Raw genomic sequence first — 12953 nt, forward strand, 5'->3', positions numbered from 1 at the left:
CCAGCTCAAGGACGATTCTCTCATGGCCGACAAGGTGACCGCCTCCAGCATCATGAAACGCCTCGAGGAGGAGGAGATCGAGTGGGTCGACCTTCGCTTCACCGATCCCAAGGGCAAGTGGCAGCACCTCACCATGGCGGCCGGCGCGATCGACGAGGACATGCTCGAAGACGGCTTCATGTTCGACGGTTCGTCGATCGCCGGCTGGAAGGCGATCAACGAAAGCGACATGATCCTGATGCCAGATCTTGGCGCGACCTACATCGATCCGTTCAGCGCCACCCCGATGATGATCCTGTGCTGCAACGTGGTCGAGCCGGCGACCGGCGAACTTTACGCGCGTGACCCGCGCTCCACCGCCACTCGCGCCGAAGCCTATCTCAAGGCCAGCGGCATCGCCGACACCGCCTACGTCGGCCCGGAAGCCGAATTCTTCATGTTCGACGACGTCCGCTTCGGCGACGATTACAACGGCAGCTATTATCACCTCGACGACATCGAACTGCCGACCAACACCGGCCGCCAGTATGAAGGCGGGAACATGGCGCACCGGCCCCGCGCCAAGGGTGGCTATTTCCCGGTCGCGCCGGTGGACAGCGCCGTCGACATCCGCGGCGAGATGGTCTCGACCATGCTCGAAATGGGCCTGCCGTGCGACAAGCACCACCACGAGGTCGCCGCCGCCCAGCACGAACTCGGCCTGACCTTCGGCACCCTGGTCGAGACCGCCGACCGCATGCAGGTCTACAAATATGTCGTGCACCAGGTCGCCCACGCCTACGGCAAGACCGCGACTTTTATGCCCAAGCCGATCGCCAAGGATAATGGCTCGGGCATGCACACCCATTTCTCACTGTGGAGCGACGGCAAGCCCCTGTTCGCGGGCAACGGCTATGCAGGTCTGTCCGACACCGCGCTTTACTTCATCGGCGGCGTCATCAAGCATGCCCGTGCGCTGAACGCCTTCACCAACCCGACGACCAACAGCTACAAGCGGTTGGTCCCGGGCTTCGAAGCGCCAGTGCTGCTGGCCTATTCCAGCCGCAATCGTTCGGCCTCGTGCCGCATCCCCTATGGCACGGGCGAGAAGAGCAAGCGCGTCGAGTTCCGCTTCCCCGACGCCATGGCCAATCCGTATCTGGCTTATGCCGCGATCCTCATGGCCGGCCTCGACGGCGTCCAGAACCGCATCCACCCGGGCGAGGCGATGGACAAGAACCTCTACGACCTGCCGCCCGCTGATCTGGTCAGCGTTCCGACCGTCTGCGGTTCGCTTCGTGAAGCGCTCACCAGCCTGTCGGCCGATATGGACTTCCTCCTCAAGGGTGACGTCTTCAGCGCCGACCAGATCGAGGCCTACATCGAACTCAAGTGGGACGAGGTGATGCGCTGGGAAACCACGCCGAGCCCGGTCGAGTTCGACATGTATTATTCGAGCTGATCGTCTCGCGGCACCGCCTTGCACCTCGCAGGGCGGTGCCACCGCAATGGAGAAAACCGCAAGTCGCCCCTAACCGTGCTGCCGCACCATCCACCCTCTCTCAGGGCGACGGGTGGCGAGCAAGCATGAAGAATTTCCGGGATAGGGATAGGGCGCAAAGCCCGCTCAACAGCTCGCTGCTTCGCTCGAAGCGGCCTCGGCGTGCGCTGCCGACTCGCGCCGCCGAAGATGAGAGCTTCGCGACGATCGACATCGTCCGCGAGGAAGTCCGCCTCGCCAACCACCGCGACAATGACCGCCATCGGCTTGATAACGAGCAAGTCGAACTGGTCCTGAAGGGCGAGGCGCAGATCGTGACGCTGGTCAATGTGTCGGGCGGCGGCGCCATGATCGAGGGGGCACGCGACCTCAGGCTATGGGACCTCGTCCAGCTGCATTTTGCCGACGGCTGCCAGGTCGAGGCCGCGGTGCGCTGGGTCCGGGCGAACCGTCACGGCCTTGAATTCGCGCAGGAGACCTGCATCGAGACCGATGCCGGCGAGCTTGCCGCGATCCTTCGCGCCGTCGTCTCCCGCACCTTTCCCGAATTCGCGGCCGACACGGCTCCCGTCCTGAAATCCGCTGACGCGCCTTTTCCGACTGCTTCTGCACCCGAAGACGACGACCGCCTCGACATGGTCGATCGCGAGCGCCGCCATCCGCTCATCTGGTCGGGCCAGATCCATTTCGAGCATGGGACCCATCACGTCCGCCTGCGCAATATTTCGGCAAGCGGCGCGTTGGTCGAATGCAGCTTCGCCCTACGTGTCGGCGCCGAACTGCTGCTCGACCTCGGTGACGCCGGCACCATTTTCGCGATCGTCCGCTGGGTTCATGGAGACGCGGCTGGCCTTCGCTTTCAAGGGCAGTTCGACCTTCGCCAGCTGGCTGCCGCCAGGCCGCAGGTCGCCACGAGCGCGTGGGTCGCGCCCGATTACCTCCGCAACCTCGCGCAGGATAACCACCCTTGGAAAAGCCGGGCGGGAAGCCCGTCCTCCACCTCTGGGCAGCGCCGCAAAGGCATTCTTCGCCGCTACTGAGCCGCGGTTCCCGCTCGCGCGCGGGCCGCCTGGTGCTGCGCCCACACGACGTAGACGACCACCCCGATCAGGTTCCAGAGCAGGAAGTAGAGTTGCGTCTTCTGCGGCAGGCTCCAGAACAGGTACAGGCAGCCAAGGATGCCGAGGGGGCCGATCAGCATCGCCGCCGGGGCTCGGAAGGTCCGCTTCGTGTCGGGTTCGCGCCAGCGCAGCACCAGCATGGCCGCGCAGACCGCGATGAAGGCAGCCAGCGTGCCGGCGTTGGCGAGCGCGGCGATCTCGTCGAGCGGGAACAGCCCGGCGATCACCGCAACGACGGCGGCGGTGAACAGGGTGATGCGAACCGGGCTCCCCCGGCTCGACACCCGTGCCAGCGGCTGGGGGAGCAGGCCGTCGCGGGCCATGGTGAAGAAGATCCGGCTCTGCCCGTAGAAGAAGGCGAGGATGACCGTCGGCAGCGCGATCACCGCGCTGGCGCCAAGCAGCTGCGCCGCCCAGCCCGATCCGATCTCGCGCAGGATCAAGGCCAGCGGCTCGGGGCTGTCGGCGAAGCGGGTGTAGGCCAGCGCGCCGATCGCCGCGGCCGCCACCGCCATGTAGATGGCGACGCAGGCGATCATCGATCCGACGATACCGATCGACAAGTCGCGGGCCGGGTTCTTGGCCTCTTCCGCCGCGGTGGCGATTGCGTCGAAGCCGTAGAAAGCGAAGAAGATGATCGCGGCGGCCGCCATCACCCCCACTTCACTCCCGCTCGCGCCCGAACGGGGAAAGCCGAACGGCATGAAAGGTTCAAAATTGCTGCTCTGGAAGTGCGGCAGGGCGACCGCGATGAACAGCGCCAGCGCGGCCATCTTCACCAGCACGAGCACCGCGTTCAGCGTCGCACTCTCTCGTGTGCCAGCGATCAGCATCGACGCGACGAGGCCGATGATGAGGATCGCCGGGAGGTTGAGAATGCCGCCCGCATGCGGCCCTGCGGTCCAGGTGACGGGCATCGCCCACCCAAGGCTGCCCAGAAATCCGGTGACATAGCCCGACCAGCCAACCGCCACCGCGCTCACTACCAGGCTATATTCGAGGATCAGGCTCCAGCCGATGATCCAGGCGATGAGCTCGCCGAACACGACATAGGAATAGGTATAGGCCGATCCCGACGCCGGGATCATCGTCGCCACCTCAGCATAGGCCAGGGCGGCGCAGGCGCAGATCAGGCCAGCGATGGCGAAGCTCAGAATCACCGCCGGCCCGGCCTTGCCCGCCCCGACCCCGATCAGGGTGAGAATGCCGGTGCCGACGATCGCTCCGACCCCCAGCGCGACGAGGTGAGGCCACGACAAGGTCCGCGCCAGTCGATGATGCTCGGGCAGGTCGTCGCGGGAGAAAGCGCTCTTGCGGTAGGTCCAGTTGTTCATTGCGCCAGCGAAGCGGAAGCCGGCGCCCCCGTCAACGCCCGCGCATCAATGGATCGTGCCGACTATCTCGTCGCTTGCCAGTGTCACGATCACCCGTTCGATCTGCCGCCAGTGGCAGAAGCGAAGCACGTTGCCGCGATCGCGGGCTCCTTCCGCCCGTACGGCCGCCTCCAGCGCGGCATCGGCACCGAAGCGATCGATCAATTGGTTGGCATCGTCGAGGGCGTCACGCGAAGCGATGTAGGTCACCATGGCCACCGCTTAAGCCCGCAACGCCCAACGAGCGCCCACCAAACAGGCTTGATGCTTCGTTCACCCTATCTGTTGTCTTGGCCGGCCGTGAACGCTGGACTAAGGAGCCGAGATGCAGCGTGACGGTTCCTCACTCACTTATGCCGGCGGGTTACTCCTCCTCGTCGGATTCATCGCCGGGGCGGCCGTCGGCATCGCCATCGACCAGCCGAGCCTCGGTGCGATCGGCGGGGTGGCGATTGCCGCCCTCCTCGCCCTGCTGCTGTGGTTCGTACGCCGCGACCGCGCCTAGGCGACGCGCCGCCCGGTCCAGATCACCCGGCCGATGAGATTGATGTCGGTAAGCGCGAGGTCGGGCCAGTCGGCATAAGCGGGATTGTCCGACTGTACCGTCACCCGACGGGTAACCGGATGCACGGTCAGCCGCTTGACCAGCAGGCTGTCTTCCATCCGCAGCACGTAGATTCCGTCACGCACCCGCGACACGTCGTCGCTCCGATCGACCAGGATGTCGTCTCCCGGCAGCAGCGTCGGCGCCATCGAATCGCCCTGCACCTGCACGAGGTTCAGTTCCTCGGCACCGGCCGGCGTCAGCCGGTTGAGCCAGGCGGGGTCGAACCCGATCTGCGCCACCGGCTGCTCGCTCCCGGCGACGCTGCCAGGTCCCGCCGAGACGGTCAGGTCGAGGAGCGCGATCGGGGTCAGCCCGGTCGGCGCCGCAGCACCCGCGTCCGCGCCAAGCAATTGTTCGGCAATGCCGAAATGCTGGGCCAGCAGGCGGCGTTCGGCTTCCGGCAGGCGTCGCGGTGTCCCGCGCCGGATGAACTGGTGGATATAGGCGCTGTTGCGGCCGATCAGCCGCGACAGGCTGGCATAATCCTGCCCACGCTCTTCACAGAGCTGCTCGAGCACCTGCCGCGCATCCATAGTTAAGTTCCTATCGACCATAGGATTGTGCCTAGACATGTAGGAAGCAAATTGGAAAATCTGTTTTTGCCGAGTCGCTTTTGGCGGGGAACAGAAAAGTGTATTTACTAAGGGACGTTGAGCGTTTTCTTAACGCCAGGAATGTGAGCGCAGCCCGGTTTGGCCGTGAAGCCATGGGGGATCCTCGATTCGTGTTCGATATGCGTCGGGGCCGTGAGCCGCGGCCCGAAACTATTGAAAAGGTGAAAGCTTTTCTGGGGAATGAAAAGTGAACCGGCCGCGGATGACGGCCTATGCCAATGTTCTCCTGCGACTGCTTTTGCAGCGCGCCGGCGAGGACTGCAACAGGATTTTTCTCATCAACTGGACGACTACCGACTGGTATTCTCTCACGCTTGAAGGGGAGCGTCATACCGCCTCCTTTGCGATCGGCGGGCCCGAACCGCAGCGCTTCGCAAGCCTGTGGCTGGCCGGGCTATCGGACGCCGAATTCAGCATGCCCAGCGGTTTCGTCGCCGATATCGAGGTAGTGGGATGCCCGACCCTGCGCGAGGACGGGAAGGTCGAAGTGCAGATCGAGGCACTGACCCTCGACGACTAAGCGAGGCTTCGGCGCAGGTCTCCAAGCGCCTGGCGGAGCGCAGCGGCGGCATCGACCTCAAGTTCGAGGACCTTGCCGCCCCGGCTCTCCTCCCCGGCCTGGCCGAGGTGGTCGTCGATCCGGCGGGCCAGTTCGCCCGGTGTCGGGAAAGCGCGCGGCGCGAACAATTGTACCACCCGGCTGTCCTCGTCGGCCTGCGGCAGAACGTCCTCGAGCTCCAGCGGCGCGATGTCGAGCACGTCGGTGAGGTCGAGCACGTCGGCGGCCTCTTCCGCGTCGAACCCGTCGAGGGCGAATGAGCGCAATCTGAACTTTCGCGGTTCTGGTCGCACCATGCGCAGCGCCGCTAGCGCCGCAAGGCCCGCCGCCGGTCCTGCCATGACCGCTTCGCGCGGAAGGCCGAGCATCAGCAGACAGGCACCCACCGCAGCGCCGAGCAGCGCCGCCGCAATCCCGTCGATGCTCCAGCCGATCAGTTCGTCCCCGCCCCTGTCCATGACCCCTGCCTAGCGGAAAAAGGTTAGGCCTTCCTTAGCCGCGCAGCCGCCAGCAGCGCGTCCGCAAAGGCCGCGCTGTCCTCGGGGCCGACCGCCGTGACCAGCATATCGTCGCTCATCACCGGACCGTCCTCGACCAGCCCGCCGGCATTGCGAAGGTCGGTCCGGATCGATCGCCAGCCCGTCACGCGCTTGCCGCGCACCCCGTCCGCCTCGACCAGCAGCCACGGCCCGTGGCAGATCGCGCCGACGGCCTTTCCCGCATCGAGGAACGCCCGCACCAGCGCCACCGCCTGCGCGTTGGTTCTCAGGTGATCGGGATTGATCAGCCCCCCCGGAAGCAACAGCGCATCCCACGCGTCGGCCGACGCCTCGGCGATCGTCAGGTCGGGTGTGATCCACGCGCCCGGATCGTCGAGGATGGTCGCCCGGATCGGTGCGTGCGATGGCGCCGCGAGCGCGACGTCGCACCCTGCGGCCCTCAACCGCTCCAAGGGGACGAACAGTTCGTCCTGCTCGAACCCGTTCGACGCCATGATCAGGACTTTGGTACCCATGCGGAACAACCTCTACGGCTGCGGCGCTTCACCGCAAGATGGAACGCCAGAGCCCCTCCCGCCTTCGCCACTCCTGCGACGACCAGCCCGGCATCAGCCGCCGCCAGATCAAAGGCAAATGGGCCTATTTCGCGGCCGACGAAAGCCGCATCACCGACCGCGACGAAATCGATCGCCTCAACGCCATCGCCTTGCCGCCGGCCTATACCGACGCCTGGTACTGCCCCTTTCCCAACGGCCACATCCAGGCCACCGGCCGCGATGCGCGCGGGCGCAAGCAATATCGCTATCATCCCGATTTCCGCGGCCGCCAGGACAAGAAGAAATATCTCGGCACGATCGAGTTTGGCGCTGCCTTGCCGCGCCTGCGCAAGCAGGTCGAGGAGGACCTGAAGGCCAAGGCGACCAGCCGGGAAGCGGTCCTCGCCGCGGTCGTCCGATTGCTCGATACCGAGCACATCCGGATCGGCAACGAACAATATGCCAAGGCCAACAAGAGCTTTGGTGCGACCACCCTTCGGACAAGGCACGTCCGCAAGAGCGGCAACAAGCTGCTCGTCCGCTTCAAGGGCAAGCATGGCATCACCCGCGAACTGCCGATCTCGGATCGCCAGCTCAAGCGCATCGTCAGCAAGGTCGCCGACCTTCCGGGCCAGAACCTGTTCCAATATATGAGCGAGGACGGGGAGGCCTGTCCGGTGACCAGCGCGGACGTCAACGATTATATCCGCGAGGCGACCGGCGGCGATTTCACGGCCAAGAACTTCCGCACCTGGGGCGCGAGCGTGATCGCCTTCGACCAGATGCTCGCCGCGCAGGAAGAGGAGGTCCGCAAGATCAGCCTTAAGACCGTCCTCGAGCCTGTTGCTGAAGCGCTCGGCAATACCCCGGCGATCAGCCGCAAGTCCTACGTCCATCCTAAGCTGATCGATGCTGCTCGCGACAATCCCAAGCTTCCGCTCGGGAAGCTCAGCCGTCCGCGCGCCCGCAAATATTTGTCGAGCGCCGAGGTCGGGCTGCTCGACTGGCTGATGGGCGGAAAGAAGAAGCGCCCCACCAGGACCGCCGAGAAGAAGATCGACAGGGTGGTCGCCGCCGCCAACGTCTCGATGAAGAAGGTCGACGAGGTGGCGCAGGCCGCCGCCTGACCGCGCGAGGCTTGACCCTCTCGATCGCCCCCGCCATCCCACCCGCCGCATGACGGAGCTTCAGAAACTCACCGACTGGCTGTGGCAGAGCCGCGAGGCACTGCTGGTCGGGACCCTCGTCGCAGTGGGTCTCGTGGGGCTGATGATCATTGCCCGTGCGATCGGTCACCGGATGGTCCGGCGCGATCCCGGCACCCTTGGCTGGTCGGGCGTTATCGGGCGGGTCCTCAGCAAGACCAGCCTTGCCTTCATGGCGATCGCGGCGATCGACATCGTCCTCAACTATGCCGGCCCGCCCGCCCGCATCGAGCGATTGAGCAATGTCGCCTTCATCATCGCCTTCGCGCTTCAGGCTGCAATCTGGGCGCGCGAGCTCATCCTGGGGGTGATCGGAACCCGGGTCGGCGAACGTCCGGGCGAGACGACGCTCGGCAACGCGATGGGCGTCATCCGCGTTCTGGTCAGCGTCGCGGTGTTCGCGATCGCGATCATCGTCATTCTCGACAATCTCGGGGTCAACGTCACCGCGCTCGTCGCCGGGCTCGGCATCGGCGGCATTGCCATCGGCCTTGCCGCGCAGGGCATCTTCTCCGACCTGTTCGCCGCGCTTGCGATCCTGTTCGACCGGCCGTTCCGGCGCGGCGACACCATCCGCTTCGACACCACCACCGGCACGGTCGAGAAGATCGGCCTCAAGACCACGCGACTCACCAGCCTGACCGGCGAGCGGGTGATCATGGCCAACACCAAGCTACTCGAGCGCGAGATCCGCAATCTCGCCGAAGGTCACGAACGGCAGGAGACGCTGCGGTTCGGCCTCACCTACCAGACCCCGTCGGACAAGCTCGAGCGGGTTGCCCAGATCGCCAGGGAGGTGGTCGAGGCGCAGCCCGGCTGCACCCTCCACCGCTGCGTGCTGGTCGCCTTTGGCGCATCGAGCCTGGATCATGAGCTGCTGTTCCGTCACGTTGGGCTCGACGCCGACGTACTGTTCGCCAAGCGCGCGGCGATCATCATCGCCCTCCTCCGCCGCTTTGCCGAGGAAGGCATCGAATTCGCCTATCCGACCCAGACCACGTTCACCGCCGCGCCCGACGGTCGGCTGGTCATGCCTTACGCGGCGCCAGCCCAGCCGCAGTGACCATGGCGACCCTCTTCGTCGTCGGAGTTGCCCTGCTGTGCGCCGTAATCAGCGCCTGGGCGGTGCTTCGCATCATCCAGGCGGGAGATCTTGCGTGGAAGCCGTTGTGGCTGATCGGATCCTTGTTCGGCGTCATCGGCTTCGGCCTCGATCCCCGCGCGCCGGGCCACCTCTTTTTCCATGTCGGCTTCCAGATCCCGGTGGTGATGGGCGTCTGGTCCAGCGCCGGCGGTCTGTTGTTAAAGGCACTTTTCCCACCGATCGCCCTTGTCGCCCTGGTCAAGATCGAGGCGCCAGTCCGGCGCTGACGACGAGATAGGGCTAGGCGCGCGCCATACCTCCTTTCGCCCCATCGCCCGGGCAATGGAACCGTTCTGCCCCGTGAAGCGATAAAGCGGCGTGCAGAACTCACGAAGCATCCTCATCGCCCTTTCCCTCATCGCCGTGATCTTCGGCGTGTCGGTCGTCGCCACGCTCATGGCCGGACGGTTCGGTCTGTCCTCGCGGTTGATCGGTTGGGCCACCTTGATGGCGATGATCGTGCTCACCTTCCAGTTTCGCTCGGCGATCGGCCGCTTCATCTTGCCGCCGAAGCTCGCCCCGGCCATCGCCCGCCGCCGTTACCGCCGCCGCTGAGCGCGGGTTTCGCTGGCCGCACATCATTTATCTGTCCTAGCCGGGGTTGACCCCGCGCCGCGCTTCTTCTTCCTTCGGGGCTCACGCCAGCCAAGAGGAAGCCCATGCCCGTCGCCAGCATCGATACCATCAAGGCCAGGGTCGGCAGCGAGCTCGGCACCTCTGACTGGATCGAGGTCACGCAGGACCGCATCAACCATTTCGCCGACGCCACCGAAGACCATCAGTTCATCCATGTCGACGAGGTGCTGGCCGCGCAGACGCCCTTTGGCGGCACCATCGCGCATGGCTTTCTTTCCCTGTCGCTCCTGTCGCGCATGGCGACCGACGTCATGCTGGTGCCGGAGAACACCCGGATGGGGGTCAATTACGGGTTTGAGCGGGTCCGCTTCCTCTCCCCCGTGCGCGCCGGCAAGCGCGTGCGCGGCCGCTTCACCCTCGTCAGCTTCGACGAAAAGCGCCCCGGCCAGTATCAGTTCGCGCACGATGTCACGGTCGAGATCGAGGGCGAGGACAAGCCTGCCCTGAACGCGCTCTGGATCGGGCAGGTCTTCGCTTGAGCCCAGTCCCTCGCTAAGGCCAAATCCGACTCACTCTACCCGGGAGCTTTCATGTCCACCGTCCGCGACGCCGTCATCGTCTCCACCGCCCGCACCCCGATCGGCCGCGCCTATCGCGGTGCCTTCAACGCGACGCCCTCCCCCACCCTCACCGCCCACGCCATCCGCGCCGCGGTCGAGCGCGCGGGCATCGCCAATGAAGAGATCGAGGACGTGGTGATCGGCGCCGCGCTGCAGCAGGGCGTGCAGACCACCATCGGCCGCACCGCCGCGCTTCGCGCCGGGCTGGGCGTCGGAGTTGCCGGCATGTCGATCGACCGCCAGTGCGCGAGCGGCCTGATGGCGATCGCTACCGCCGCCAAGCAGGTCATCGTCGACCGCATGGACGTCTGCGTCGCCGGCGGCGTCGAGAGCATCAGCCTCGTCCAGACTCCCGAAATGCGGGTCGGTTCGGACCCTGAACTGCTGTCGATGCACAATGCGGTCTACATGCCGATGATCCAGACCGCCGAAGTGGTCGGCAATCGCTATGGCATCAGCCGTGAGCGCTGTGATGAATATGCGCTCCGCTCGCAGCAGCGCACCGCCGCCGCGCAGGCGAACGGAGTGTTCGCCGACGAGATCGTCGAGGTCACCGCGCGCATGGCGGTCAAGAACAAGGATACCGGCGAAACTTCCATGCAGGAGGTCACCCTCGCGAAGGACGAGGGCAACCGCCCGCAGACCACGATCGAGGATCTCGCCAAGCTTCAGCCCGTGATGGGCCCCGAGCAGATCATCACCGCCGGCAACGCCTCGCAGCTGTCCGATGGCGCTTCGGCCTGCGTGGTCATGGATTCGACGCTTGCCGAACAGAAGGGCCTCACCCCCCTTGGCCGCTACGTCGGCATGGCGGTCGCCGGCACCGAGCCGGACGAGATGGGCATCGGCCCGGTCTATGCCGTGCCCAAGCTGCTCGGCCGCTTCGGCCTCAAGGTCGAGGACATCGGCCTGTGGGAGCTGAACGAAGCGTTCGCGGTGCAGGTGCTCTACTGCCAGGACAAGCTCGGCATTCCCGACGAGCTTCTCAACGTAAACGGCGGCGCCATCTCGATCGGCCACCCCTACGGCATGAGCGGCGCGCGCCTGACCGGCCACGCCCTGCTCGAGGGCAAGCGCCGCGGTGCCAAATATGTCGTCGTCACCATGTGCGTTGGCGGCGGCATGGGCGCGGCGGGCCTGTTCGAGGTTTTCTGAGCTTGAGCGCGGCCGCGTCCCGCAGGACGGAAGAGGGTTTTTGGGCCCTCGCCGGCGCGGCCGCGCGCAAGTCGTTCGTCTTCCACGGGCGTGCACGACGGACGGAGGTCATGGCCTATTCCGCCGCTTGCCCATTGCTTGGACTTGGCAGTGTAGTTCTGCTGATGGCGGCGGGACCGGCCTTCGCGCCTGAACGCGCGGTCCTCCTGGCTGTCGGGATTATTTCACAGGTCCTGATGATCTTGCCGATCCCGGCGCTGCTGGTGCGTCGCGGCCATGATCTAGGCGTCGATGGCCGCCTTCCCCTCGCGCTGTTCGGAGTCCTGGTCGCGTTCAGCCTTGCCGTGGAAGGACGATCCCTATTCCAAGTCTTGGTGGCGCCGCTACCGTCCCTTCTGTTCATCGGCTTCCTCGTGCCTGTCCGCGCCGCCGCCGACCGCTTCGGCCCGGACCGCCGGCTGGCGTGAGCGGGGTCGAACTTCTCGCCCTCGCGGCCTCGACCAGCCTGCTCGCCGGCTGGCGGCTTTACCTCGTCACCTTCGTCACCGGCCTGGCCATGCGGCTCGGCTGGATCGACCTTCCCGACAAACTGGTCGCGCTAGACGTCCTTGCCAATCCATGGGTTCTGGTCCTGTCGGGCGCCGCGGCGCTGTTCGAATTCTTCGCCGACAAGATCGCCTTCATCGACAGCCTGTGGGACGGCATCCACACCGCGATCCGCCCGCTCGGCGGAGCGCTGCTGGCACTGGCGATCGTCGATCCGGGCGATCCCGTCTGGCAGGTCAGCGCCTTTCTCCTCGGCGGCGGCGCGGCGTTCCTGTCGCATGCGGGCAAGGCGGCGACCCGGGTAATGGTCAACACCTCGCCCGAACCGGTCAGCAACATGATCGTCTCGACCGGCGAGGATGTCGCCACCGCCGGCCTGCTCGCGCTCGCCATCGCCAACCCGGTCGCCGCGGCCTTGATCGCGCTGATCCTGGTGCTCGCCAGCCTGTGGCTGATCCTTTCCGCACGGCGTTTTGTGCGCCGTCTTGTATCGTAAGCATCCGCGTTTCCTCACCCCCGCAGGAGAGAAGAATGACGGCGATCGATACGGTGCGAGCGCTTTACGCCGCTTCTGCCGCCGGCGACATGAGCGTCCTTGAGCGCCTCCTTGGCGACACTTACTGGATCGAGGCGCGCGGAGGGCCTTATGGCGGCACCTACCAGGGACTGTCCGAGATTGGTCCGGCCGTGTTCGGAGCGATCGCCAGCGACGTGCAGGACTTCAGCGTCAACCCTGATGAGTTGCTTGCGATCGGCTCCGACCGCGTCCTGTCGCTCGGCACCTACCGCGGCCACACCGTCGCCGGTCCGCTCGCCATCCGCTTCGCGCATCTGATCACGGTCGACGGTGAGCGCATCAGCCATGTCGAGCAATTCACCGACACGCACGAATGGCTTGTTGCGACCGGCGGGTGAAC

At 65.7% G+C, this 12953-nt stretch carries 18 protein-coding genes; 13 read left to right on the forward strand and 5 right to left on the reverse strand.

All coding sequences use genetic code 11. The features are described from left to right. The first annotated feature begins 22 nt into the window (after positions 1 to 22). A complete protein-coding gene (gene glnA / locus ABD729_RS12740) occupies positions 23 to 1441 on the forward strand; it encodes a type I glutamate--ammonia ligase (protein WP_344710840.1) in 1419 nt (472 codons plus the stop codon). Positions 1442 to 1566: 125 nt separating this feature from the next. After that, positions 1567 to 2520: a PilZ domain-containing protein gene (locus tag ABD729_RS12745; protein ID WP_344710841.1), complete on the forward strand. Its 954-nt coding sequence runs from the start codon at positions 1567 to 1569 to the stop codon at positions 2518 to 2520. On the opposite strand, the gene ABD729_RS12750 is transcribed toward ABD729_RS12745, so the two are convergent. Both ABD729_RS12750 and ABD729_RS12755 read right to left on the reverse strand, forming a co-directional pair. Further along, complete coding sequence (locus ABD729_RS12750) at positions 2514 to 3935, reverse strand: amino acid permease (protein WP_344710842.1); 1422 nt, start codon at positions 3933 to 3935, stop codon at positions 2514 to 2516. The two genes, ABD729_RS12745 and ABD729_RS12750, sit on opposite strands and share 7 nt — an antisense overlap. A 45-nt stretch (positions 3936 to 3980) precedes the next feature. Continuing rightward, positions 3981 to 4187 carry a hypothetical protein gene (locus ABD729_RS12755; RefSeq protein WP_344710844.1) on the reverse strand — a complete coding sequence of 69 codons (207 nt, stop codon included), beginning with the start codon at positions 4185 to 4187 and terminating at the stop codon, positions 3981 to 3983. A gap of 112 nt (positions 4188 to 4299) precedes the next feature. Between ABD729_RS12755 and ABD729_RS12760 the strand changes: the two genes are divergently transcribed. After that, positions 4300 to 4479: a hypothetical protein gene (locus tag ABD729_RS12760; RefSeq protein ID WP_344710845.1), complete on the forward strand. Its 180-nt coding sequence runs from the start codon at positions 4300 to 4302 to the stop codon at positions 4477 to 4479. Here the strand turns inward: ABD729_RS12760 and ABD729_RS12765 are convergent. Then, positions 4476 to 5114, reverse strand: a complete 639-nt coding sequence (locus ABD729_RS12765) for a S24 family peptidase (RefSeq protein WP_344710846.1) — start codon at positions 5112 to 5114, stop codon at positions 4476 to 4478. The two genes, ABD729_RS12760 and ABD729_RS12765, sit on opposite strands and share 4 nt — an antisense overlap. Positions 5115 to 5382: 268 nt before the next feature. Here ABD729_RS12765 and ABD729_RS12770 point away from each other — a divergent pair, with 268 nt between their 5' ends. Further along, the gene (locus tag ABD729_RS12770; RefSeq protein WP_344710847.1) at positions 5383 to 5715 is read left to right on the forward strand and encodes a hypothetical protein; all 333 of its coding nucleotides are present in this window, start codon (positions 5383 to 5385) and stop codon (positions 5713 to 5715) included. Here ABD729_RS12770 and ABD729_RS12775 read toward each other — a convergent pair. Beyond that, positions 5712 to 6212, reverse strand: coding sequence for a hypothetical protein (locus ABD729_RS12775; RefSeq protein ID WP_344710849.1), 501 nt, complete (start codon positions 6210 to 6212; stop codon positions 5712 to 5714). The two genes, ABD729_RS12770 and ABD729_RS12775, sit on opposite strands and share 4 nt — an antisense overlap. Positions 6213 to 6235: 23 nt before the next feature. Further along, on the reverse strand, positions 6236 to 6769 hold the full coding sequence (locus tag ABD729_RS12780) for a type 1 glutamine amidotransferase domain-containing protein (protein ID WP_344710851.1): 534 nt from the start codon (positions 6767 to 6769) through the stop codon (positions 6236 to 6238). A 38-nt stretch (positions 6770 to 6807) separates the two neighbouring features. On the opposite strand from ABD729_RS12780, the gene ABD729_RS12785 reads away from it, so the two are divergent. From ABD729_RS12785 to ABD729_RS12825, 9 genes are all read left to right on the forward strand, one after another. Beyond that, positions 6808 to 7917 (forward strand): DNA topoisomerase IB, encoded by a 1110-nt coding sequence (locus ABD729_RS12785; RefSeq protein WP_344710853.1) that lies wholly within the window; start codon positions 6808 to 6810, stop codon positions 7915 to 7917. A gap of 49 nt (positions 7918 to 7966) precedes the next feature. Then, entirely contained in the window at positions 7967 to 9058 is a 1092-nt protein-coding gene (locus ABD729_RS12790; RefSeq protein ID WP_344710855.1) for a mechanosensitive ion channel family protein, read from the forward strand. Between the two features lie 2 nt (positions 9059 to 9060). Beyond that, positions 9061 to 9366 (forward strand): hypothetical protein, encoded by a 306-nt coding sequence (locus ABD729_RS12795; RefSeq protein WP_344710857.1) that lies wholly within the window; start codon positions 9061 to 9063, stop codon positions 9364 to 9366. A gap of 91 nt (positions 9367 to 9457) precedes the next feature. Then, on the forward strand, positions 9458 to 9694 hold the full coding sequence (locus tag ABD729_RS12800; RefSeq protein ID WP_344710859.1) for a hypothetical protein: 237 nt from the start codon (positions 9458 to 9460) through the stop codon (positions 9692 to 9694). Positions 9695 to 9798: 104 nt separating this feature from the next. Continuing rightward, entirely contained in the window at positions 9799 to 10254 is a 456-nt protein-coding gene (locus ABD729_RS12805) for a MaoC family dehydratase (protein WP_344710861.1), read from the forward strand. A gap of 51 nt (positions 10255 to 10305) precedes the next feature. Further along, positions 10306 to 11490 carry an acetyl-CoA C-acyltransferase gene (locus tag ABD729_RS12810; protein WP_344710862.1) on the forward strand — a complete coding sequence of 395 codons (1185 nt, stop codon included), beginning with the start codon at positions 10306 to 10308 and terminating at the stop codon, positions 11488 to 11490. A 2-nt stretch (positions 11491 to 11492) separates the two neighbouring features. Then, complete coding sequence (locus tag ABD729_RS12815; RefSeq protein WP_344710864.1) at positions 11493 to 11957, forward strand: DUF805 domain-containing protein; 465 nt, start codon at positions 11493 to 11495, stop codon at positions 11955 to 11957. Continuing rightward, a complete protein-coding gene (locus ABD729_RS12820) occupies positions 11954 to 12532 on the forward strand; it encodes a DUF4126 domain-containing protein (RefSeq protein ID WP_344710866.1) in 579 nt (192 codons plus the stop codon). Before ABD729_RS12815 ends, ABD729_RS12820 begins: the two co-directional genes overlap by 4 nt. A 35-nt stretch (positions 12533 to 12567) precedes the next feature. After that, positions 12568 to 12951, forward strand: coding sequence for a nuclear transport factor 2 family protein (locus ABD729_RS12825; protein ID WP_344710868.1), 384 nt, complete (start codon positions 12568 to 12570; stop codon positions 12949 to 12951). Positions 12952 to 12953: the final 2 nt, after the last annotated feature.

Source organism: Sphingomonas humi (assembly GCF_039536725.1).
Classification (GTDB): Bacteria; Pseudomonadota; Alphaproteobacteria; order Sphingomonadales; family Sphingomonadaceae; genus Sphingomicrobium; species Sphingomicrobium humi.